The organism is Mycobacterium ahvazicum, from assembly GCF_900176255.2.
In the GTDB taxonomy this organism is placed as follows: Bacteria; Actinomycetota; Actinomycetes; order Mycobacteriales; family Mycobacteriaceae; genus Mycobacterium; species Mycobacterium ahvazicum.
Genome location: NZ_FXEG02000002.1, coordinates 302,152 through 324,114, shown reverse-complemented (window position 1 = coordinate 324,114; position 21,963 = coordinate 302,152). Strand labels below are relative to the sequence as shown.

Annotated in this window: 22 protein-coding genes; 7 read left to right on the top strand and 15 right to left on the bottom strand. The window is 68.6% G+C overall.

Annotation, left to right across the window (positions count from 1 at the left end; genetic code table 11):
- The first annotated feature begins 195 nt into the window (after nucleotides 1–195).
- Entirely contained in the window at nucleotides 196–1,851 is a 1,656-nt protein-coding gene (locus tag MAAFP003_RS03770) for a DUF7937 domain-containing protein (RefSeq protein WP_096284567.1), read from the top strand.
- 6 nt (nucleotides 1,852–1,857) lie between these two features.
- On the opposite strand, the gene MAAFP003_RS03765 is transcribed toward MAAFP003_RS03770, so the two are convergent.
- A complete protein-coding gene (locus MAAFP003_RS03765; protein WP_096284565.1) occupies nucleotides 1,858–2,886 on the bottom strand; it encodes an NAD-dependent epimerase/dehydratase family protein in 1,029 nt (342 codons plus the stop codon).
- Nucleotides 2,883–3,659 carry an S-methyl-5'-thioadenosine phosphorylase gene (locus MAAFP003_RS03760; RefSeq protein WP_096284563.1) on the bottom strand — a complete coding sequence of 259 codons (777 nt, stop codon included), beginning with the start codon at nucleotides 3,657–3,659 and terminating at the stop codon, nucleotides 2,883–2,885. The genes MAAFP003_RS03765 and MAAFP003_RS03760 overlap by 4 nt, the downstream gene beginning before the upstream one ends.
- A gap of 109 nt (nucleotides 3,660–3,768) precedes the next feature.
- Here MAAFP003_RS03760 and MAAFP003_RS03755 point away from each other — a divergent pair, with 109 nt between their 5' ends.
- Both MAAFP003_RS03755 and fabH read left to right on the top strand, forming a co-directional pair.
- Entirely contained in the window at nucleotides 3,769–4,647 is an 879-nt protein-coding gene (locus MAAFP003_RS03755) for a 1,4-dihydroxy-2-naphthoate polyprenyltransferase (protein WP_096284561.1), read from the top strand.
- 158 nt (nucleotides 4,648–4,805) lie between these two features.
- Complete coding sequence (gene fabH / locus MAAFP003_RS03750) at nucleotides 4,806–5,813, top strand: beta-ketoacyl-ACP synthase III (protein ID WP_096284559.1); 1,008 nt, start codon at nucleotides 4,806–4,808, stop codon at nucleotides 5,811–5,813.
- A gap of 2 nt (nucleotides 5,814–5,815) precedes the next feature.
- Here the strand turns inward: fabH and MAAFP003_RS03745 are convergent, their stop codons facing one another.
- Nucleotides 5,816–6,184: a DUF4229 domain-containing protein gene (locus tag MAAFP003_RS03745; RefSeq protein WP_096284557.1), complete on the bottom strand. Its 369-nt coding sequence runs from the start codon at nucleotides 6,182–6,184 to the stop codon at nucleotides 5,816–5,818.
- A gap of 46 nt (nucleotides 6,185–6,230) precedes the next feature.
- Here MAAFP003_RS03745 and MAAFP003_RS29515 point away from each other — a divergent pair, with 46 nt between their 5' ends.
- Complete coding sequence (locus tag MAAFP003_RS29515; protein ID WP_096284555.1) at nucleotides 6,231–6,392, top strand: hypothetical protein; 162 nt, start codon at nucleotides 6,231–6,233, stop codon at nucleotides 6,390–6,392.
- An 18-nt stretch (nucleotides 6,393–6,410) separates the two neighbouring features.
- Here the strand turns inward: MAAFP003_RS29515 and MAAFP003_RS03740 are convergent, their stop codons facing one another.
- Genes MAAFP003_RS03740 through MAAFP003_RS03705 form a run of 8 tightly spaced genes read right to left on the bottom strand, consistent with a single transcriptional unit; the run spans nucleotide 6,411 to nucleotide 14,099 of the window.
- Nucleotides 6,411–7,694 carry a MinD/ParA family ATP-binding protein gene (locus tag MAAFP003_RS03740; RefSeq protein ID WP_096284553.1) on the bottom strand — a complete coding sequence of 428 codons (1,284 nt, stop codon included), beginning with the start codon at nucleotides 7,692–7,694 and terminating at the stop codon, nucleotides 6,411–6,413.
- 32 nt (nucleotides 7,695–7,726) lie between these two features.
- Nucleotides 7,727–8,713, bottom strand: coding sequence for a c-type cytochrome biogenesis protein CcsB (ccsB, locus tag MAAFP003_RS03735; protein WP_096284551.1), 987 nt, complete (start codon nucleotides 8,711–8,713; stop codon nucleotides 7,727–7,729).
- A complete protein-coding gene (gene resB, locus MAAFP003_RS03730; protein WP_207768454.1) occupies nucleotides 8,710–10,329 on the bottom strand; it encodes a cytochrome c biogenesis protein ResB in 1,620 nt (539 codons plus the stop codon). Before resB ends, ccsB begins: the two co-directional genes overlap by 4 nt.
- Before the next feature lie 17 nt (nucleotides 10,330–10,346).
- Nucleotides 10,347–11,126 carry a cytochrome c biogenesis CcdA family protein gene (locus tag MAAFP003_RS03725; RefSeq protein ID WP_096284549.1) on the bottom strand — a complete coding sequence of 260 codons (780 nt, stop codon included), beginning with the start codon at nucleotides 11,124–11,126 and terminating at the stop codon, nucleotides 10,347–10,349.
- Nucleotides 11,123–11,749, bottom strand: a complete 627-nt coding sequence (locus MAAFP003_RS03720; protein WP_423790850.1) for a TlpA disulfide reductase family protein — start codon at nucleotides 11,747–11,749, stop codon at nucleotides 11,123–11,125. Before MAAFP003_RS03720 ends, MAAFP003_RS03725 begins: the two co-directional genes overlap by 4 nt.
- A gap of 14 nt (nucleotides 11,750–11,763) precedes the next feature.
- Nucleotides 11,764–12,375, bottom strand: coding sequence for a histidine phosphatase family protein (locus MAAFP003_RS03715; RefSeq protein WP_096284545.1), 612 nt, complete (start codon nucleotides 12,373–12,375; stop codon nucleotides 11,764–11,766).
- Nucleotides 12,375–13,706, bottom strand: coding sequence for a glutamate-1-semialdehyde 2,1-aminomutase (gene hemL / locus MAAFP003_RS03710; RefSeq protein WP_096284543.1), 1,332 nt, complete (start codon nucleotides 13,704–13,706; stop codon nucleotides 12,375–12,377). The genes MAAFP003_RS03715 and hemL overlap by 1 nt, the downstream gene beginning before the upstream one ends.
- A gap of 51 nt (nucleotides 13,707–13,757) precedes the next feature.
- On the bottom strand, nucleotides 13,758–14,099 hold the full coding sequence (locus tag MAAFP003_RS03705; RefSeq protein WP_096284541.1) for a hypothetical protein: 342 nt from the start codon (nucleotides 14,097–14,099) through the stop codon (nucleotides 13,758–13,760).
- Nucleotides 14,100–14,178: 79 nt separating this feature from the next.
- On the opposite strand from MAAFP003_RS03705, the gene MAAFP003_RS03700 reads away from it, so the two are divergent.
- The gene (locus MAAFP003_RS03700; RefSeq protein ID WP_096290857.1) at nucleotides 14,179–14,574 is read left to right on the top strand and encodes a nitroreductase family deazaflavin-dependent oxidoreductase; all 396 of its coding nucleotides are present in this window, start codon (nucleotides 14,179–14,181) and stop codon (nucleotides 14,572–14,574) included.
- Here the strand turns inward: MAAFP003_RS03700 and MAAFP003_RS03695 are convergent.
- Nucleotides 14,571–15,917 carry an amino acid permease gene (locus MAAFP003_RS03695; protein WP_096290856.1) on the bottom strand — a complete coding sequence of 449 codons (1,347 nt, stop codon included), beginning with the start codon at nucleotides 15,915–15,917 and terminating at the stop codon, nucleotides 14,571–14,573. The two genes, MAAFP003_RS03700 and MAAFP003_RS03695, sit on opposite strands and share 4 nt — an antisense overlap.
- 428 nt (nucleotides 15,918–16,345) lie before the next feature.
- Between MAAFP003_RS03695 and MAAFP003_RS29875 the strand changes: the two genes are divergently transcribed.
- The gene (locus MAAFP003_RS29875; protein ID WP_096284539.1) at nucleotides 16,346–17,545 is read left to right on the top strand and encodes a PPE family protein; all 1,200 of its coding nucleotides are present in this window, start codon (nucleotides 16,346–16,348) and stop codon (nucleotides 17,543–17,545) included.
- On the opposite strand, the gene MAAFP003_RS03685 is transcribed toward MAAFP003_RS29875, so the two are convergent.
- The 3 genes from MAAFP003_RS03685 to MAAFP003_RS03675 form a co-directional block, all read right to left on the bottom strand.
- Nucleotides 17,542–18,282, bottom strand: coding sequence for a class I SAM-dependent methyltransferase (locus MAAFP003_RS03685; protein WP_096284537.1), 741 nt, complete (start codon nucleotides 18,280–18,282; stop codon nucleotides 17,542–17,544). The genes MAAFP003_RS29875 and MAAFP003_RS03685 overlap by 4 nt on opposite strands.
- Before the next feature lie 87 nt (nucleotides 18,283–18,369).
- A complete protein-coding gene (locus tag MAAFP003_RS03680; protein ID WP_243393915.1) occupies nucleotides 18,370–19,704 on the bottom strand; it encodes an MFS transporter in 1,335 nt (444 codons plus the stop codon).
- Between the two features lie 2 nt (nucleotides 19,705–19,706).
- On the bottom strand, nucleotides 19,707–20,855 hold the full coding sequence (locus MAAFP003_RS03675; RefSeq protein WP_096284533.1) for an LLM class flavin-dependent oxidoreductase: 1,149 nt from the start codon (nucleotides 20,853–20,855) through the stop codon (nucleotides 19,707–19,709).
- A gap of 214 nt (nucleotides 20,856–21,069) precedes the next feature.
- Between MAAFP003_RS03675 and MAAFP003_RS03670 the strand changes: the two genes are divergently transcribed.
- Nucleotides 21,070–21,945, top strand: coding sequence for an alpha/beta hydrolase (locus MAAFP003_RS03670; protein WP_096284531.1), 876 nt, complete (start codon nucleotides 21,070–21,072; stop codon nucleotides 21,943–21,945).
- Nucleotides 21,946–21,963 lie beyond the last annotated feature (18 nt).

Sequence of the window (21,963 nt, the reverse complement as noted above, 5' to 3'; positions counted from 1 at the left end):
CCAGCTTGTCCCGGCATCATTACACTTCGGTACCGTCGGCAGTAACAATCATTCGGGCGACCCCGTTCGCCTACAGGCGCAGCGTAACCGCGTTCCCAGACCGGACGGTCACTCCCGCGTCGTCCGAACGGAGATTATGTTTCCAAGTAAGCAACGAAGTCGCCACGGCAGGGGGTTCCCTGGCCACCTGAGCGAATGTGCGCCGTCCGTAACCGTCCTCGATACCCGGGGGGAACCGTGAGCCAGAGCAGCGACGAGGCGCCTACCGGCCCCATCAGAGGTGTGCCGGCCGCGGGCCCGCAGGTTGCCGGGGCGCCGGCCCCGCGGCGCAACGTCGTGGCCGACCTGAGCGCCGCCGTCTTGCTCCTCGCCGCGGCGCTGTTGCCGTGGAACCTGTATTTCGGCATCGCGATCGCCGACAGCAACACCTCGGTGTTCGCGGCCCTGATCGGGGTGACCCTACTTTCGCTGATCGCCATCGCTTTGCCCGGTTCCGGGCGGACGGTCAGCACGCTTCGTCTGGCGCTCAACGTTCCCTATTTGCTGCTGGTACTCGCCTTCGTCGGGTTCGACGCGTTCGAGACAGTCCGCTTCGGCGGGACCGTGACCGTGCCGGGCGGTGTCGGGCCGGGCGCCTGGCTGGGCGTGGCCGGCGCGGTGCTGAGCACGCAGGCCGGCGGCCACGTCGACGCGCCGGACGACGACACCGCGGACGGGCGGCACCGCTCCGCCCAGATCATCGGCTACGTCTCGATGGTGGCCGCGGCATTGAGCTTCGGCTTCACGCTGTACTGGCGGGTGAAGTACGCGCTGGGCGACTCGGGCGGCGACTTCGGTAGGCAGAACATCGCGGTCATCGCGACGGCGACGGTGTACGGCCTGGTCGCCTTGATCGCGGTGCTCGTCGCCTCGCGGTGGCTGCTCAGCGGCACCAGGGCTGCCCGGCTGGCGACGATCGCGCTGGGGGCCTCGACGCTGGTCGCCGGGATCATCGTCTGGCTGCTCCCGGTCGGCCGTGACATCGACGCGTTCCACGGCATCGCGCAGAACACGTCGACGGCGGGCGTCGGGTTCGAGGGCTATTTGGCGTGGGCCGCGGTCGCGGCGATCTTCGTGCCGCGCACGCTGTTCGGGCGCGCCCGCACCGTGTCGTCCGAGGAGGGCGCCTGGCGGGCGGCGGCCCGAACCGGCCTGTCGCTCATCGTCATGTGGAGCCTGGGGTCGGTGGTGATGCGGATCACCGACCTGGCCGTCGCGGTGAGCCTGAACTACCCGTACTCGCGTTACGACAGTGTGGTGCTGGCCGCGTTCGACGTGGCCACCGCTGCGCTGGCCATCTGGTTGCGGAGCAGCCTGGGTCAGGCGTCGGCCTCCGCCCGGCTGATCACGACGCTGTGCGGACTTGTTGCCACACTGAGCATTTCGCGGGTGATCGTGGGCGTCGTGCTGGCGCCGCGGTTCCAGGAAGCGCCCAATGCGGTGCAAAACCCGGTCTACGGAAACGATCTCGCCCAGCAGATCACCAGCACCTTCGACGTGGCGCTGTCCGCGCTGGCGGTGTGCATCCTGGTGGCGGCGATCATCACCGGACACCTGAGCCGGCTGCGGCGGCGTCGCCGTGCCGCGCGCCGGCGTGCCGTCGCGCAGAACGCCGAGGCGCCGACGACCCACATCCCGACCGGCGCTGCGCCGGCCGATGTGACGACCCGGATTCACACCGGCGAATCACCGACCACCGCGATACCGCAACTGGCCGGCTCGCCGCGGATCTTCCGCGGTGACGATTCGGCCACCAGCCAGATCCCGGTCGCCAAGCCGCAGATCTACCGGCCGCCGCACGACCCCTCGTAGCGAGGCTTACCGCAGCGGCGCGAATGCGAACTCGCGCAGGCCTTCACGCGGATCGATCGCCGCGCGGAAGCCCAACACCTCGGCGGCGCGCGCGGGGTCGGCGACAATGTGGCGCACGTCGCCGCTGCGGTACTGCCCGGTGATCACCGGGGACACCGCCTCGTCGCGCGCCTGGCAGATCGCGGTGGCCACCTCCAGGATCGAGATCGGCCGTCCCGAGCAGACATTGACCGCGGTGAAGCCGTCGCGGTCAGCGGTGGCAGCCAGGTTGGCGGCCGCCACGTCGTCGACGTGGACGAAGTCACGCATCTGGCCGCCGTCTTCGAAAACCCTTGGCGGCTCACCCTTTTCCAGCGCCGAGCGGAAGATCGCCGCCACTCCGGAGTACGGGGTGTCGCGCGGCATGCCCGGGCCGTAGACGTTGTGGTAGCGCAACGCCACCACCGAGCCGCCCGTCGCCTCCGACCACGCCAGCGCGTAATGCTCCTGGGCCGTCTTGCTGGCGGCGTACAGGCTGCGCGGGCGCAGGGCGGCATCCTCGTCGACCAGCCGCCAGGCCAGCTCCTCGCCACCGAGCGGACAACGGTGCTCGAAGGCTCCGGCATCCAGATCGGCCCGCCGTCGCGGCAACGGGTCAACCTCCCCGTGTTGCGGACAGTCATAGCGGCCCTGCCCGTACACCACCATCGACGACGCCAGCACCAGGCGAGAAACCCCGGCGGCGAACATCTGCGCCAGCAGCACCGTGGTGCCGTAGTCGTTGTGACCGCCGTAGGCGGGCGCGTCGGCCGCGTCGACGCCGGCGCCCACCATCGCGGCCTGGTGACACACCAGATCCACCCCGTCGAGCAGCGGGGCCAGCGCCTCGGCGTCCCGGATGTCAACCCGGTGACACCCGTTGGGCAGCAATGCTTTTGGACCATGGGCGGCGGGCAACAGCAGGTCGAAACCGATCACCTCGTGACCCGCCGCGCGCAGCGCCGCGTCCACCCGCGACCCGATGAAACCGGCCGCACCGGTCAGCAGCACCCTCACGGCAGCTCGAAGGGCAGCGTGACACCGGTGTGCGACAGGCAGTGTGTGCAGTCGCGCTCGACGGCCACCCGGCCGATGGCCGCGCGCACCAGCGTCTTGAACGGCTCGATGTTCTTCTCGAACTCCACCATCACGTCGACCGTCTTCACCCCCTGACCATGGCTGACACCGGCGTCCAGATCGGTCACCAAAGCGATTGCCGCATAACATATTTCAAGCTCACGAGCCAGCACCGCCTCCGGATATCCGGTCATGTTGACCAGCGTGAAACCCGCCGAGGCGAACCACTGGCTCTCGGCGCGGGTGGAAAAACGCGGGCCCTGGATCACTACCATGGTGCCGCCGTCGACCACGCCGGGCAGGCCGGTGGCCGCCTCGCGCAATACCGGGCAATACGGGTCGGCGAAGTCGACGTGAATCGCGCCGGAGTCGAAGTAGGTGTCAGCGCGGCTGTTGGTGCGGCCCCCCAGCTGATCGGGCCCCACGATGGAGCCCGGCCCATGGGGGGGGTTCAGCCTCCCCCCCGCGCCCGGCGCGACCCCCCGCCGCACCCCCAGCGAGCGCAGCGCCCACATGTTGGCACGGTACGGCACGGTGTGCGCCGAGTACTCGTGCCGGGCGCCGTGCCGGGGCAGGAAAACGACCTCGTGCTCGCCGACGGTGCCCACCGTCAGCGGGGCACTGGGCGGGCCGTATGGGGTCTGGGGGGTGACGTGGTGAACGTCGGAGCCGAAGAACGTATAGAAACCGCTGCCGCCGATCACCCCGAGCATTGACGCCGCTTCCTCTCCCCCGCAAGCGGGTGGTGCCCCCATATCGCTCCGCTCTGCATCGTCACCGGCGGGCATTCGCCCATTCTGGCGCATAGGGCAGGATGCCCTGGTGGCCACTTTTGCGCAGTGGATTTCGGGGGCTCGGCCGCGGACGCTGCCCAACGCGATCGCACCGGTCGTCGCGGGCACCGGTGCGGCGGCATGGCTGCACAGCGCCGTGTGGTGGAAAGCGCTGCTGGCGCTGGCAGTCGCCGTGGCGCTGACGGTCGGCGTCAACTACGCCAACGACTACTCCGACGGCATCCGGGGCACCGACGACGTCCGGACCGGCCCGGCACGGCTGGTGGGCTCGAAACTGGCGACGCCGCGGGCGGTGCTGACCGCCGCGGTGGCCTCGCTCGCGGTGGGCGCGGCGGCCGGTCTGTCGCTGGCCCTGCTGTCCGCGCCGTGGCTGATCGCGGTCGGTGTCGTGTGCATCGCGGGCGCCTGGCTCTACACCGGCGGCTCGCGGCCCTACGGGTACGCGGGTTTCGGCGAGGTCGCCGTGTTCGTGTTCTTCGGGCTGGTCGCGGTGCTGGGCACGCAGTACACCCAGGCACTGCAGGTGGACTGGGTAGGCCTGGAGCTGGCGGTGGCCACCGGCGCGCTGTCGTCGTCGGTGCTGGTGGCCAACAATCTGCGGGACATCCCGACCGACGCGCAGGCCAACAAGATCACCCTCGCGGTGCGCCTCGGCGACACCTACACCCGGGTGTTCTACCAGGGGCTGCTGGCGACCGCCGGGGTGCTGACCCTGGCGTTGATGTGGGCGACGCCATGGTGCGCGGCGGGCCTGATCGCCACGCCGTTGGCGCTGCGCGCTGCCGCGCCGGTGCGATCCGGGCGCGGCGGCCCCGAGCTGATCCCGGTGCTGCGGGACACGGGGCTGACGATGCTGGTCTGGGCGGTCGCGGTGGCCGCGGCCCTGGCGCTGGCCCCCCGTTATTGATGCGTTGAGTGTGCGCTGAGGGCTTCGAGTGTGCGGTGACGGCGCCGTCATTACACACCCGATAACGGGATTCCTTACGAAGACGTCGTCGGATTCCGGCAACACACGTTAGCGTCGGTGTGACAGCCCTTACACCGCTAGACCGAGCGAGGAGCGCAATGCAGCAGATCGCCGCGACCAGTGGGCCCAGGAACATCGGACTGCTCAGCGTCGGCGCGTACCGCCCCGAACGCGTGGTCACGAACGAGGAGCTGTGTCGCAACATCGACTCGTCCGATGAGTGGATCTACTCGCGCCCCGGCATCAAGCCCCGCCGCTTCGCCGCCGCCGACGAATCCGTCGCGTCCATGTCGATCGAGGCCAGCCGGGAAGCGATCGCCAGGGCCTCGCTGGAAGCGACCGACATCGACGGCGTCATCGTCGCCACCAGCACGCAGTTCTTGCAGACCCCGGCCAGCGCACCGGCGGTCGCTTCGGCGTTGGGCGCAACCGGTGTGCCCGCATTCGACGTCTCGGCCGGATGCGCCGGCTTCGGCTACGCGGTCGGCGTCGCGGCCGACATGATCCGCGGCGGCAGCGTGGCCAAGATGCTGGTCATCGGTTCGGAGAAACTGTCCCCCACCGTGGACATGCTCGACCGCAGCAACTGCTTCATCTTCGCCGACGGCGCCGCCGCGGTCGTGGTGGGCGAGACGCCCGAGCAAGGTATCGGGCCGACCGTGTGGGGCAGCGACGGCGAACAGGCCATGGCCATCCGTCAGGACATCGACTGGATCGCCTACACCGAGAACCCGACTGGCCCGCGCCCGTTTCTCCGGCTGGAAGGCAGCGCTGTATTCCGTTGGGCCGCATTCGAAATGGGCAAGGTCGGGCGGCAGGCGATGGACGCCGCGGGCGTGCGATCCGACCAGATCGACGTGTTCATCCCGCATCAGGCCAACGCCCGGATCAACGAGGTGCTGGCCAAGAATCTGGACCTTCGCTCGGACGCGATCGTCGCCAATGACATTGAGCACACCGGGAACACGTCCGCGGCGTCCATTCCGCTGGCGATGGCCGAGCTGCTCGCGACCGGGGCGTCCCAGCCCGGCGATCTGGCCCTGCTGATCGGTTACGGCGCCGGCCTGAGTTACGCCGCGCAGGTCGTGCGGATGCCCAACTACTGAGCTCAGGTCTCGGAAGGCTCGTCGTCGACGGCCTCACCGCGCAGCCGGGCTTGCAGGTGTTCGCGTTCGGCGCGGCGGCGTTCGCCGGAAACCGCGAGCGAGGCCGTGGCACGCCGGCGCAGCGAGCCGAACACCCAGATGCCCAACGGCATCGCGATGATCAACGCGAACAGCGCCGCGACGACGATCGGGATCTGGGTGACGCCGAGCAGCCGCGCGACGAGATAGATCACCGCGGTGAGCACCACCGCGAGCAGCAGTCGTGCCGCCGCGTAGAGCAAAACGTCGACCACCACGCGGTCTCGAGTGCGCTGCTGCGCACCGTCCGGCGGATGGTTCCCAGTGCTGTTGTCGCTCGGCCTTTCTGACACAGCTCGAGCCTACGGCGCGAGTATATTCGCTCACAGGAGGTGTGCAGTGCTCTACCTGGTGGTCGTCCTGGTCTTGGGGACGCTGATCTACGTTGGCTGGCGCGCGGCGCGATCGCAGGCGCACCGGCCGAAGACGCGCGTCATCGGGCCCGACGACGATCCAGACTTCATGCGGCGGTTGGGAAGCGGGGACGATAGCCCCCGCTGACCCCTCCGTCAGGCTCGACTAGCCCAGGCCGAGGTTTGGCTGGTCTCCCGGAAACCCTTCGGCGACAACGGCAGCCAGGCTGGTGAGTGCTTCGCGGGTCTCCCGCCGCAGCTGATCCAGGTGAATCTCGGCGCCCTCGTCGAGGTGAGCGTCGTAGGGCACCAACCGCACCGCGCGGCAGCGCCGGGAGAAGTGGTCGACCACCTTGTTCATGTCGACCTTGCCGGTCCGCGGGCGCACCGCGTTGATGACCGCGATCGAATTGCGCACCAGCGCTTCGTGGCCGTGCGCGTCCAGCCAGTCCAGCGTCGCCGAGGCGCTGCGCGCACCGTCGATGGAACCAGAACTCACCACGATCAGAACGTTCGCGTTCTCCAGCACAGACGACATCGCCGAGTGCAGCAGGCCCGGCCCGCAGTCGGTGATCACCAGGCCGTAGTAGCGCTCGAGGATGCCCAGGGTGCGGGTGTAGTCGTCGGCGTCGAATTCCTCCGACACCGCCGGGTCACTGTCCGACGCCAGCACTTCCAGCCCGCTCGGGCCCCTCGAGGTGTAGCGGCGGACATCGCTGTAGCGCTCGACGGCTCCGGCGTCGTGCAGAAGCTGACGCACCGTGCCCGCGGTCTCCAGCGGAACCTTTTGACTCAGGGTGCCGCGGTCGGGGTTGGCGTCGACGGCCACCACCCGGTCGCCGCGGATCTCGGCGAAGGTGGCACCCAGGGTGGCGGCGATCGTGGTTTTGCCGACGCCGCCCTTCAGGGAGATCACCGCGATCCGGTAGGAGCCGCGCAGCGGCCGGTTGACCGACGCCACCAGGTTGTTCTGCCGGGCAGCCCGAGGGCTCTCGCCCAGGTTGATCGTCCGGCCGGACAGCACGTACACCAGCCGGCGCCAGCCCTCGGAGGGCGGCGGCTTGATCGGGCGCAGCAGCATGCCGGTGGACAGCTCCGGATACGGGGTGTGCGGCAGGTGCTCGCGGCGGTACGGGGCCGGGGCTTGCGCGGGCGCGTCGGCCTGGCCGTTGTAGTAGGCGCCGTATGCGGTCGGGTCGACGCGCGGGATGCCGGTCACCGGCGTGGAATCCCAGGGCGGCATCGCGCCCGGGGGCGGCGCCGGTGCTTCGCGCCGCTCGGTTGCCGGCGGCCGACCCTGGGCGCGGAAGCCCGCGAAGGCCCTGGTCGGTGCCTCGGTGTTGGGATCGACAGACGTCTCGCCGGCCGACTGCTGCTCCTGCGGATTCAAATCAGCCGTCGGATGTTCGGGCGCCCCCACGCCACTCGATGACTGCTCAGCCACGTGCATTTCCCCCTTGTTGCGGTGTCGCTTCCTAACTGTCAGCCCACGCCGGCATACGAATGCAGGCCCACGGTGACCAGGTTAACGAAGAACAAATTGAAGACCATGGCCACGAAACCGACCACGTTGACCCAGGCGGCCTTTCGGTCTCGCCAACCCGCGGTCGACCTGGCATGCAGGTACGCCGCGTATACCACCCAGGCGATGAACGAAACCGTCTCCTTGGGATCCCAGCCCCAATATCTGCCCCAGGCCTCCTCAGCCCAGATGGCTCCGAAGATGACCCCGAAACCGAAGACCGGGAACGCGAAGATCGTGGTGCGGTAGGCGATGCGGTCCAGGGTCTGCGCGTCGGGCAGCCGATGCACCACACGTTGCAGCACGCCCTCAGCGCGCTGGTCGGCGGCGGGGTCGCCGAACCGCGAGGTGCGCAGCAAGAACAGGATGCTGGCGATGCCGGCGACCAGAAACACCCCGGAGCCCAGGCTGACCACCGACACGTGGATGGGCAGCCAGTAGGACTGCAGCGCCGGCATCACGGGAGCGGCGTTGGTGTAAAGCCAGCGCCCGGACACCGTGAGCAGGATCAGCACCGGCAGCAGCAGGAAGACCCACAGCGGGCGGAACTGCGGGCGGCGCAGCACGATTGCGCCGGCGATCAGCCCGCACAGGCAGGTGAGGTTGATGAACTCGTACATGTTGCCCCACGGCACCCGCATGGTGGCCAGGCCGCGCAGCACCAGGCAGGCCAGCAGCAGGCCGATGCCGAGGTAGACGACCGCCAGCCCGGCCCGCCCGGCGCGTTCGTCGACCGGCCGCCGGTCGGCGTCCTCGACGATGCCGGGGGTGGCGCTGTCGGCGCGCACGCCGGCCAGTACCCGCTCGCGGTTGTCGGATCGCCTGCTGCCGGCGTAGGCGAGCTCGAAGGCCAGCAGCAGCATTGCGACGACCAGGGCCACCACCGCCGAGGTGAACGCCCAGTCGGAGTAGCGCGCCAAGCCGATATTGACGTGTGTGGTGTTCACGTGACGTCCACCTCAGAACTCCTTCTGGACGCTGGGTATTGGGCCTGGCCCGGGGCGGCGGATTCGTCGAGCCCGCTCAACAAGCGCTCGGTGAGCCTTTCGAACTCGTCGCCCCAACCGGAGTTGTCGGTGCGGGCCAAGCCGCCCAGCTCGACGTTCACCGTACCGGGGGCCGATTCCGCCGGCATCAGACGAACCCATACCCGGCGGCGGCGCACCAGCAGCGAGACCAGCAGCCCGGCCATCATCGTGATCGCGAAGACCAGCACCCACGCCTGGCCGGGGTCGTGGGAAACCTGCAGGTTGACGAAAGGCACGGCCCCGTCGAACCGGATCGTGGTGCCCGCGCCGGGACCCTGGTCGATGCGCACCTCCTGGCCGGCGCGCAGGTTGACCCGCTTCTCCTTGGTCAGCCGGCCCTGCTCGATCAGCCGCGGGTCCAGGGTGAACAACGATTGCGGGCGCCCGGTGTCCAGGCCGGTGTCGCCGCGGTAGATGTCGACGGCCACCGCCGGGGCGTCCAGCGCCGGGAACCGCGACGACAGCAGCGCGCCGTCGAGTTGCGCGGTCGGCGCCAGCAGGCCCTGGATCGCGATCTGGTGCTGGCGGCGCTCGGCGGCGTTCGGGTAGCTGCCGGCCGGCGGGTCGATGCGCGCCACCCCCGACGAGAGCAGGGTCTGCGGATTGTCGGGGCGCCACTGCACCGTCGACGTCCGCTGCTGCCCGTCGGGAAAGGTCACCGTGAAGGTGGGCGCGTAACCGTGGCCCTGCAGGTACACCCTGTCGCCGCCGACCCGCAGCGGGTGGTTGACCTCCAGCCGGTAGGGCCGCCAGCTGTTGGCCGCCAGGTCGCGACCGTCCTGGTAGTCGATATCGGCGGCGAACGACGTGGCCTGCCCGGACGGCAGGTAGTGTGCCTGAAAGTCGTTGACCCGTACACAGATTGGGTGCAGCGAGGTGCCGTCGACGGTGTTGCCGGCGCGGAACGAGTCGAACGCGGCCGGTGAGGCCGAGCAGAAGCCGGGGCCGCCGTCGGCGATGACGATGACGTTGCCTTCGTAGCCGAACAGCTTGCCGACGGCCACCGCGACCAGCAGGCCCAGCAGCGAGAAGTGGAAGACGATGTTGCCGAATTCGCGGAGGTAGCCCTTTTCGGCCGAGACCTCGACGGCGTGGTCCTCGTGGCGGATCGCGGTGCGCCAGCCGTTCAAGCGCCCGGCGATGTTGTTCGCCACGGCGTTCAGGTCCGCCTCGTCGGCCAGGGTGAGTTGCGAGCCGGCGTGCTTGGGCAGCCGGGCCAGGTTGCGGGGGGCGGCGACGGGCGTGGCGCGCAGGCTGCGGGCGTGCTCGATCATCCGCGGGGTCAGGCAGCCGACCAGGGAGACAAACAGCAGCACGTAGATCGCGGTGAACCAGAAGCTGGAGAACACCTCGAAGGCCTGCAACCGATCCAGCCACGGGCCGATGGTCGGGTGGGCGGCCAGATACTCGTCGACCTTGCCGGCGTTCAGGCTGCGCTGCGGCAGCAGCGCGCCGGGGATCGCGCCGAGCGCCAGCAGGCACAGCAGCACCAGCGCGGTGCCCATCGAGGTCAGCGCGCGCCAGGTGTTGCGCATCCAAGCGAAAGCGTGCCTCAAATCGGCAACCTCACGTCGCTGACGAACGCGTCGCGCAGCCAGGAGATGAAGTCGTTCCACACGCCGGTGACCAGCAGCACCCCGACCGCGATCAGCAGCGCGCCGCCGAAGACCTGGATGGCCCGGCTGTGCCGGCGCAGCCAGCCCAGGCCGGCGACCGCGCGCGCCGAGCCAAAAGCCAACAGCACGAACGGGATTCCCAATCCCAGGCAGTAGGCGATCACCAGCAGGATGCCGCGGGGAACATTCGCGCCTTCGGTGGCCGAGGCCACGGTGATCACGCCGGTCAGCGTCGGGCCCAAACACGGCGTCCACCCCAGCGCGAACACCGCACCCAGCACCGGCGCCCCGGCGACCGTCGTCAGCTGTTGCGGGCTGAACCCGACCTGGCGCTGCAGCGCGGGAATGAGCCCGACGAACACCAGGCCCATCACGATGGTCAGCACGCCGCCGGCGCGCTGCAGCGCCAGCTGGTTGGTGATCAGCGTCGTCGTCATCCCGAGCACGGCGACGGTGCCGAGGACGAACACCGTGGTGAATCCGGCGACGAACAGGGCCGCAGATCCGGCGACGCGCCACCGGGCCGCGGGCGGGGCTTTGACCACACCGGAGCCCGGCTGGTCGTCCACTCCGACCACCGCGGCCAGATAAGACAGGTAGCCGGGCACCAGCGGCACCACGCAGGGCGAGGCGAACGACACCAGCCCCGCGAGCACGCAGGCACCCAGCGCCACCAGCAAGGGCCCGGCGGCGGCGGTCTGTGCGAAACCGTTCATCGCGACGAACCCTGCTGCCCCGGCGCCTGCACGCCCGGCGGCGCTTCCCGGGTCAGCTGCTGCACCACCGGACGCAGGTCGGACGCCAGCAACTCCCGCAGGAACACCGCTGCGACCCGGTGCTGGCGATCCAGCACCAGCGTCGACGGGATGACGGTGGTCGGATACTTGCCGCCGAACGCGATCAGGGTGCGCATCGCCGGGTCGTAGATCGACGGGTAGGTGACGGCCCGGTCGTTGACGAAGTCCAGGGCCGCCTGGCGATTGTTGTCGCGCACGTCGATGCCGAGGAATGACGCCCCCGATTCGCGGGTGGCGTCATACACCTGCTGCAGCTGGGTGACTTCGGCGCGGCACGGCCCGCACCACTGGCCCCAGACGTTGATGACGACGACGTTGCCGGAGAAGATCGAGTCGTCCAGCGACAGCGTGTGCGACGGGTCGGCCAGGTCCGGCCCGGACAGCGGGCCGGGGCGGCCGCGACTCGACGGCGGGTCGTAGAAGATGTCGGTTTTGCCTCCGGGAGAGACGAATTCGAAGGTGCCGCCCTGCGCGACGGCGTCATGACCAGCCGAGCAGCCGGTCAGCAATCCGGAGATTGCCAACACAGCCACGGCGATCATCGACCGAAGCACGGTCAAGTGCCTCGCGCCGGTTGGGAGTACTCGACGTCGACCAGCCGGTCGCCGTCGTAGACCAGGGTGGTCAGCGAGGCGAGGTCGCATTCGCGCCGCCGCGGGTCGTGCCACAGCCGCTGGCCGGTCAGGTGCAGCCGCAACGTCCACACCGGCAGCTGATGGCTGACGCACACCACCTCGTGGCCCGCGCCGCGGGCACGCGCCTTGTCCACCGCGGTCGACATGCGCTGCGCGATCTCGCGATAGGGCTCACCCCAGGACGGCGCGAACGGATTACGCAGCTGCCACCACACCCGCGGGTCGCGCCAGGCGCCGTCACCGGGACTGACCCGCCGGCCCTCGAAGAAGTTCGCCGACTCGATCAGATCGGGATCGGTGTCGATGGGCAGGTTGAGCCCGGACGCGATCGGGGTCGCGGTCTCCTGCGCCCGCTGCAGCGGCGAGGCGATGACCGCGACGATGTCGCGGCCGGCCAGCGCGTCGGCGACCGCCGCCGCCTGCGCTTTCCCGCGGTCGGACAAGTGAAATCCGGGCAGCCGCCCGTACAGGATGCCGTCGGGGTTGTGCACCTCGCCGTGGCGCATCACATGCACCCGGGTTTGTTCGGCCATCAAGCTTCTCCCTCGTGGGTCGCGCTCGCGGCAGCGCGCGCGGCACCGGGCAGCGCGGCCGCGATTCGCTCGAACGCGGTGTCGTCGAGTGCCGCCGAAACGAACCACGCCTCGAACGCGCTGCACGGCGGATAGACCCCCGCGTCCAGCAGGGCGTGGAAGAACGACGGGTAGCGCCACGTCTGGCTATTGCGAGCCGACGCGAAGTCGGTGACCGGCGTGTCGGTGAAGAACACCCCGAGCATATTGCCGGCTCGCGGAATCTGATGCGGCACACCAGCATTGGTGAGCGCTTCGGAGAACAACCCGGCCAGGCGGTCGGCGTTGGCGTCCAGCGCGGCGTAGACGGCATCGTCCGCGGCGCGCAGGGTGGCCAGCCCGGCGGCCATCGCCACCGGGTTACCCGACAAGGTGCCGGCCTGATACACCGGCCCCAGCGGCGCCAGACGCTCCATCACCTCGACCCGTCCGCCGAATGCGGCGGCGGGCAGCCCACCGCTCATCACCTTCCCGAACGTGAACAGGTCCGCGGCGACGGGATCGATTCCGTACCAACCGCTTCGGCTGACCCGGAAGCCGGTCATCACCTCGTCGACGATCAGCAGCGCGCCGTGCTCTGCGGTGATCGCCCGCAGCGCCGCGTTGTAGCCCGCACCCGGCGGGACGACACCCATGTTGCCGGGGCTGGCCTCGGTGATCACCGCGGCGATCTGGTCACCGAACTGCGCGAACGTTTCGCGCACTGCGTCAATATCGTTGTAGGGCAACACAATTGTGTCGGCCGCGGCGGCACCGGTGACGCCGGGCGAGGACGGCAATCCCAGTGTCGCCACCCCGGATCCGGCGTCGGCGAGCAATGCGTCGGCGTGGCCGTGATAGCAGCCGGAGAACTTGATGATCTTGGCCCTGCCGGTGAAGCCGCGGGCCAGCCGCACCGCGCTCATCGTGGCCTCGGTGCCGGAGTTCACCAGCCGCAGCCGTTCGACCGGCGCGACCCGGCCGATGATCTCGGCGGCCAGCTCGGACTCCGCCGGGGTGGGCGCCCCGAACGACAGACCGTTCGCCGCGGCCTTGGCGACCGCGTCGACCACGGCCGGGTGCGCGTGGCCCAGGATCATCGGGCCCCAGGAACAGACCAGGTCGACGTAGCGATTGCCGTCGGCGTCGGTGAGCCGGCAGCCGTGCGCCTCGGTGATGAAGCGCGGCGTGCCGCCCACCGCGGTGAACGCCCGCACCGGCGAGTTCACCCCGCCGGGGATGACCTTGCAGGCGTCGTCGAACAACCGCGCCGAGGTGCGCACCGACGCGGTCGTCTGATCAGTGCTGCCCATGCCGACCAGTGTCCCAGCCTTCGCCGATCGCTCAACTACAGGGTGTAGCAGTCAGGCGTCCTGTTGGTCGGATTCCTGCGCGGCCATCAGGTCCCGGCGGGCCGCCGCGCGTTCTCGTTCTCCCGCACGACGGTGCGCCGCGACATCGCCGAGACCCTCCCGAACAGCGAGCTCCTCGATCTCCGCGGCGCGTTCGTGGGCCGCGCCGGCCTCGTAGTGGCGCAGCAGCTCCCGGTCGCGGGCCTGCTGGTCGCGCACCCGGGCGTGCGCGGCACGCTCGGCCGCGCGTTCAGCGTCTTCGGGCGTGACGGCCTTGCGTTCCGCGAGCTCCGCGGCGCGCTGCAGCAGCTCGCGAGCGCGTTGGGCGGCTTCATCGCCGGGTGAGGCGGCCATGCAATGAACCTACGCCGTTTGCGCCGGATTAAGCGGCGACGCCTTGAAGTCGCCCGCCGAGGAAGAGTTGGATGGTGTCATGCAACTTCCCCAAGGCCTGGCCCGGTTCAACCGGCACGTCACCAACCCCATCCAGAAGATGTGGGCCGGGTGGGCCCCGTCCTTCGCCATCATCGAGCACACCGGGCGAAAATCCGGCAAGGAGTTCCGCACGCCGGTGAGCGCGTTCAACGCGACCGTCGACGGCAAACCCGGCATCGCGGTGCTGCTGACCTACGGCCCGGACCGCGACTGGCTGAAGAACCTCAAGGCGGCCGGCGGTGGGAAGATGCGGCGCCACGGCAAGACGTTCGGCATCACCGACCCCCAGATCGTCAGCCGCGACGAGGCCGCCGAGCATGTCAGCGACGGGGTGCAGAAGGTGTTCGGGCGGCTGCCGTTCGAGCAGGCGGTGCTGTTCACCAAGACGTCCTAGGCGGCGCGGCGAACCCTCGCGCGCATCACCGCATACAGCCCCAGCACGAACGCCCAGGACAACAGCGACAACCAGAACTGGCTGCGTGCCGAATGGTCGAACGCCATCTGCACCAGCACGGCGGTGATTGCGGCCAGCGTGAGGATCGACAGCACCGGGAAGAACCACATCTTCAATCGCAGCTTCTCCGGGGGAGTCCGCCGACGCAGGATGATCTGTGACAGGGCGATCAGCCAGTAGACGAACAAGATGATCGCGCCCGAGGAATTGAGCAGGAAAAGGAACACCGTGCGCGGCGCCAGCCAGGACATCAGCACGCACAGGAACCCGATCGCCGACGAGAACAAGATGGCGAAGTGCGGCACCCCGCGTCCGCTGAGTTTGACCAGCCGCATCGGCGCCTCGTTGCGCGCGGCGAGCACGAACAACATGCGCGACGCGGTGTAGAGGCCGGAGTTCAAACACGACAGCACCGCCGTGAGCACCACGGCGTTCATCACCTGATCCGCACCGGCCAGGCCCATCTGCTTGAACGCCGCGACATACGGCGAAGCACCGAGCTCGACCGAGTGCCACGGCAGGATGACGACGAGCAGAAAGACCGAGCCGACGAAGAAGATCGCGATGCGCACGACCACCGAGCGGGTCGCCCGTTGCACGCCGAGCGCCGGGTCGCGGCTTTCGGCCGCGGCGATCGTGACGATCTCGGCGCCGACCATCGAGAAGATCACCACGACGATCGCGGCGAAGACCGCGCCGATGCCCTTGGGGAAGAATCCGCCGTGAGCGGTCAGGTTGGCGAACCCGCCGTGATGCCCTGGCCATAGGCCGAGCACGAACGCCGCACCGATGCCGAGGAATGCGATGATGGTCGCGACTTTGATTCCGGCGAACCAGAATTCGAACTCGCCGAACGATGTCACCGAGAACAGATTGGTCGCGGTCATCAACACCATCAGGCACAGCGACAGCAACCACAGTGGCGCGTGGAACCAATAGTTGAGGACTTTGCCGCCGGCGACCGCCTCGAACCCGACGACGATCACCCAGAAGTACCAATACAGCCAGCCCACCGAAAACCCGGCCCAGCCGCCCAACGCCTTGGCCGCGTAATCGGCGAACGATCCGGTCGACGGGTTGGCGGCGGCCATCTCGCCCAGCATCCGCATCACCAGGACGACCAGCACCCCGCACAGCGCATACGTCAGGAACGCGGCGGGACCGGTGTCCCGGATCACCACGCCCGACCCGACGAACAACCCGGCGCCGATCACCCCGCCGAGCGCGATCATGCTCAGCTGCCGCTGCGAAAGCCCTTGGCGCAGCTCCGCAGTGCTACTCACGTCTTGCATGTCTCGGGCCTCCCGGCGCGCCCCAGCTAGTCATGGAAATTAACCACAGCACATGGTGGCTGATGCATCAACCAGAAGCGCCCGACGACTGGCGCTCAGGTTATGCAGCCAGTCGCCACGCCGCTGGTTTGCGAGCGGCGCCCGGTCACCTCTAGCCGGACCCGCGATGTATTAGCCCGAACTACCTGGATTCGACGTGGGTTTTAAAAATATCGCGTGAAATGCTGGGAGAGAATGCAATTGAAACCCTCAGGCCCGCGGAATTCCAACAGCAGAAGCGTTTTCACGCATGAATCCCGTGGTCTATAGCGGAGCTTAAGCACGCTGTCGCCGCGCGTTTACGTAAGCGGCGTTAGATCCTCTGCGCATGCATGAAGCTCCGTAAGAAACACGCTTATGGCCGAAAAGAGGCTCATGCCATGGATTTCGCGCTGCAGCCACCGGAGGTCAACTCCGGACTCATGTATACCGGCCCCGGGGCGGGACCGATGCTGGCGGCGGCAGCGGGCTGGGATGCGGTGAGCGCTCAGCTGGAGGTGGCCGCGAGTGACTGCACCGCGCAGGTCGCGGAGCTGACCAGCCGCTGGCTGGGTCCTTCGTCGTTGGTGATGGCGGGCGCGGCCGCACACCCAGTGGGGTGGCTGCAGGCCACCGCCGCTCAAGCCGCGAAAACCGCCGCACAGGCGTACGCCGCCGCGGCTGCGTACGAGGCGGCGTACGCGATGACGGTGCCTCCGCCGGTCATCGCGGCCAACCGTGCCCAGCTGATGGTGTTGGTGGCAACCAACTTCCTGGGACAGAACACGCCGGCGATTGCGGCCACCGAAGCCCAGTACATGGAGATGTGGGTCCAAGACGCCACCGCGATGTACGCCTACGCCGCCGACTCCGAGACCGCCAGCGCACTGCAACCCTTTGACCAACCACAACAGACCACCCGGCCGGACGGGCAGCTGGACCAGACTCGCGCCGTGGCCCAAGCCTCCGGCAACACCACCAGCGCCCGCACCCAATCCCTGGTACAGCTCAGCTCGAATACCGCCACGCAGCAACTCAACTCGAGCGGCTTCACGAACCAGCTCGTCTCTAGCGCCGCCGCCGACGCCGACCCCGCCATCGGTCCCGGCTCCTACACCGTGACAACCACTCTCGATGAAACAAGCGTGGCGTTCGTCGGGGCTCAAGGCGACTCCACTGTCACGGTCACCCTCCAAGGCGGCAACGGCGTCATCCTGCTGGGGGACGGCTTCGTAATCCCTTTAGAGCAGGGCGCCGCAACCGTAGTCCAGCCAAACGCCCCAGTGATGCTCAGCGCCGGCAGCTCCGCCCTCGTCGAGGTCGGGGGCGGCACGGCCAACATCAGCGGTGAGGGATTCGCGATCACCTCCCTGAGCCCGGTCGCGACGCCCATCGCCCCCAGCACGGCCCCGGTGGCGCCGGCGACCGCGGTCGCGAGCGGCTCACCGGGGTTGGCGGGAACCTCGGGAATCCAGCCCCAGCTCAACGCCAGCGCGCTGTTGGGCGAGACGGTCTGCACGCCGGCCCGCGCCGGCCTGCTGGGCCAGGCCGACGCCGGTGTCCCGACGCCGTTGCAAGCGCCCGCCCTTGAAGCTGTTTAGTCCAGGCGGGTGGCCACCACCGACCACGCCGGAAGGTGCACCCGGTGGTCTTCCAGGAGCGGATCGATCACGCCCAGTCGATGCACCAGCGGTCGCATCTTCTCCAGAATCTCGCCCTGCTGGTCGGACGCAAAGGTTTTCATCGCGTCGAACGTCTCCTTGAGGAAGCGGGCCTGATAGGTCGTTGCACCCAGGTAGTCGATATGCCACCCGCTACCACCGAGCACCCGCTCGAAATTGTCGGCCGGTATACCCGTCCACTGCAGGCCGTTGACGTTGTGGGGGCTGAATTCAAACATGTACAGACGTGCCCCGGGCTTGGTGGCCCGGTGCAGCGCTTGTGCGTACCGGGTCTGGACGTCCTCGTCATTCAAAAACACGTGATAAAACGCGCTGTCCACCACGGTGTCGAATCGGCCGTCGAAACCTTCCAGCCTGGTGGCGTCGGCCACCTGGAAATCGACTTGGACCCCGGCCTGTTCGGCGTTTCGTTTGGCGCGCTCGATAGCCGACGGCGACTCGTCGATTCCGGTTGCTGAATACCCTTGCGCCGCAAAATGAATGGCGTGGTAGCCGGGACCCGTACCGGGATCGAGCACCTGGCCGCGGATCCCGCCGTAAGCCACCAGTTGCTCAACGGCGGGCTGCGGGCCGCCGATGTCCCAGGGGATCCGCCGGTCGGTGTGCTCCGCCTGGTCATACAACGACTCGAAACCGGCGACGTTAGCGTCAGTCACTTGCCTTCTCGCTTCCTCGGCGGCTGCCGACGGGGAACGACAACTCCAGTAGTGCAGCCTACTGAGGAAAGTGACTGTGCAGGGGGCTTAGAGGTAGAGATCTTGGTCGCGGATCAACGCCGTGGCGATCACGCTAATCACCGCCGTGGCAACCAGATACCCGCACGCCAGCCACGGCGTGCCTCCGGTCGCGGCGATCAGCGCGGTCAGGATCATCGGCGTCACCCCGGAGGCATAGATGCCCGAGAACTGGTAGACGAACGACAGGCCCGTGTAGCGGGTCTGAGTCGGGTACAGCGACGAGAACAGCGTGCCCTGCGCGCCGTAGAACAGCGCGTGCACGACACCGAACACGATGACCATCGCCAGCCCGAACAACACCAGATTCCTGGTGCCGAACAGAGCGAATACCGGGAAGGTCACCAGGCCGTAGCACACCACGCCCACCAGGTAGACCCGCCGGGCGCCGTACCGGTCGGTCAGTGCGCCCGACACGGGCAACAGCACCGCCATCACCAGGGCGGCGATGGTCACCACGACCAGGACGGGCACCTTGTGGAAGCCCAGCGACCCGGTGGCATAGCTGATCGCGAACACCCCCCAGGTGTTGAACGCCGAACCCTCGGCCCACCGAGAAAGCAGTCCCAGCAAGGTGTTTCGCCTGGAGCGGCCGCCGCGGAAAATCTCACGGATCGGCACGGTGGACGCCGCCTCGAGGTCGCGCAGCTCCTGGAACGCCGGTGTCTCGTCGACGCGCCACCGCACCAGGACGCCGACCACGACCAGCACCAGGCTCAGCAGGAAGGCGATCCGCCAGCCGTAGGCGAGGAACTCCGCCGAACCCAACTCGACCTGCAGGAGCGCGAATATGCCGGTCCCCAGCGCCAGGCCCAGGGCCAGGCCGATCTGGGGGATCGCCCCGTACCGGCCGCGCTGGTCGCCGGGGCTGTGTTCGACGGCCAGCAGCACCGCACCGCCCCACTCACCGCCGAGTGCGAAACCCTGCAGCACGCGCAGCACCAGCAGCAGGATCGGCGCCCACACCCCGATCGCGGCGGCGCTCGGCAGCGCGCCGATCAGCGCCGTCGCACCTCCCATGATCAGCATCGTCAGCGCCAGGCTGCGTTTGCGCCCGATCCGGTCACCGATGTGGCCGAACACCAGGCCACCGACGGGCCGCATCACAAACCCGACAGCGAACGTCGCGAACGCCAGCAGCGTGCCCACCAGCGAGCTGGCGTTGGGAAAGAACAGCTTGCTGAACACCAGCCCGGCGGCGGTGGCGTAGAGGAAGAAGTCGTACCACTCCACCGTGGTGCCGAGCAGGCTCGCCGCGACGACGGTGCGCAGGCGCCGGCGCCGGTCGGCGTCGGATTCGTCGAGGTTGTCCGCCGGTGCGGGGGCGGGCAGCGTCGTCGCCACGGCTATTGCGCCGACGCCGCGGCGAACGGTGTCGACGAGGCCGGCTGCCGGGGCCTGCGATTGGGGTGCTTCCATACGCCCCGGCGCTCCAGCAGCGGCAGCACGCCCTCGCCGAACCAGTACGCCTCTTCCAGGTGCGGGTATCCGGACAGGATGAAGTGGTCGATGCCGAGGTCCGCGTATTCGATCAGTCGCTGCGCGACCTCTTCGTGCGACCCGACCAGCGCGGTGCCCGCACCACCACGCACCAGGCCGACGCCGGCCCACAGGTTGGGGGCGATCAGCAACTCACTGCTCTTGCCGCCGTGCAACTTCAGCATCCGCTGCTGTCCCTCGGATTCGCTGCGGGCCAGACTCGCCTGCACGCGTTCGACGTCCGCCGGGTCGATCGCCTCGAGCAGCCGATCGGCTTCGGCCCAGGCTTCCTCGGCGCTCGGGCGGCTGATCACGTGGATCCGCAACCCGAATTTCAGGGTCCGCCCGACATCGGCGGCCAGCCCGCGCACCCAATCCAATTTCTCGCCGACGGCCGCCAGCGGTTCCCCCCAGGTGAGGTAGACGTCGGAGTACTTCGCCGCGACCGGCCCGGCCGACCCGGACGAGCCGCCGAAGAACACCTCGGGAATCGGGTCGGGCGGATTGTTCAGTTGTGCGCCCTCGATGTGAACGTGCTCACCGGCGAACGTCACCGGTTCCTTCGAGGTCCACAATTGCCGCACCACGTCGAGAAATTCGGCGGTGCGGGCGTAGCGCGCCTGCTTGTCCAGGAAATCCCCGTAGGCCCGCTGCTCGTGGGGTTCGCCACCGGTGACGACATTGAGCAGCAGCCGTCCGTCCGAGTGGCGCTGGAAGGTGCCGGCCATCTGTGCGGCCAGGGTGGGGCTCAGCAGGCCCGGGCGAAAGGCGACCAGGAACTTCAGCGTCTCGGTGCGCTCGATCAGCGTCGCCGTCGTCAACCAGGCGTCCTCACACCACAATCCGGTCGGTGTGAGCACCGCCTCGAAACCGTTGTCCTCGGCGGCGGCGCAAATCTGGTGCAGATATCGCAGCGTCGCAGGCCGGTCGCCGTGCATCGACGTACCGTGCCCACCGGCAACGAGATTGCGCGAATCCCCGTACGTCGGCAAGAACCAGTGAAATGCCAGAGTCATCGAATCCTTTTCCGTTCCTGATCAGCATTCGTTTCGAAACCATGCACGAAAGCTCCAGCGTCGCGAAGCGCGGTGCGCCGCGCGAGGGTTGAAACCTCGCAGATTCCATCCGCCGGACTGTGCTGCGCCGCACGTCACTGCTCGATGACTGCCGCATCACAAAGCCCTTCCAAACTCCGCGACGGGGTCGGAATGACGCGGTGCGCGCGGCATTATGACGCTCGTGCCTGAACCGAACCGCCGCGCGGTGCTGCGATTGGGCGCCAATGCCACCGTTGCGGCCGCGGGCGCGTGGGCGTTGAGCGCCTGGCTGGATCCGCTGCAGCCACGAGCGGCGCCATTGCCCTCCCCGTTCGAACCGTCGACCGCGAGCAGCAACCTGCCCAACAAACTGACGGGCTCGTTCATCTCCAAGGCGCGCGGCGGGGTCAAGACCAACTGGGTGATCGCGCTGCCGCCCGGGCAGATGTCGCAAAGCGGGCCGCTGCGGCCGGTAATCGCGTTGCACGGCAAGGACGGCGACGCGAACATGATGCTGGACTGCGGTGTCGAGGACGCGCTGGCCCGGCTGGTCAAGGAGGGCAAGCCGCCGTTCGCGGTGGTCGGTGTCGACGGCGGCAGCGACTCCTACTGGCACAAGCGGGCCGACGGTACCGACTCCGGCGCGATGGTCCTCGACGAGCTGTTGCCGATGCTGGGCTCGATGGGCATGGATACGTCTCGGGTGGGCTTCATGGGCTGGTCCATGGGTGGATACGGGGCACTGCGTCTGGGCGCCAAGCTGGGGCCGTCGCGGACCGCGGGGATCTGCGCAATCAGCCCGGCGCTGTACCCGTCCTACGCCGACTGCGCACCCAAAGCGTTTGACAGCGAAGAGGACTGGATGACCAACAGCGTCATGGGCCTGCCGGCGCTGTCGCAGATTCCGCTGCGGGTGGACTGCGGAACATTCGACCGGTTCTATCCCGCGACACGCCAATTCGTGAGCCAACTCAAAACGCCTCCGGCGGTAAGCTTCACCGTCGGAGGCCACGACATGACGTGGTGGCGTTTGCAATTACCCGGCGAGCTTTCCTGGCTGGCGACCTAGCGAGGCATCCCAACAAAG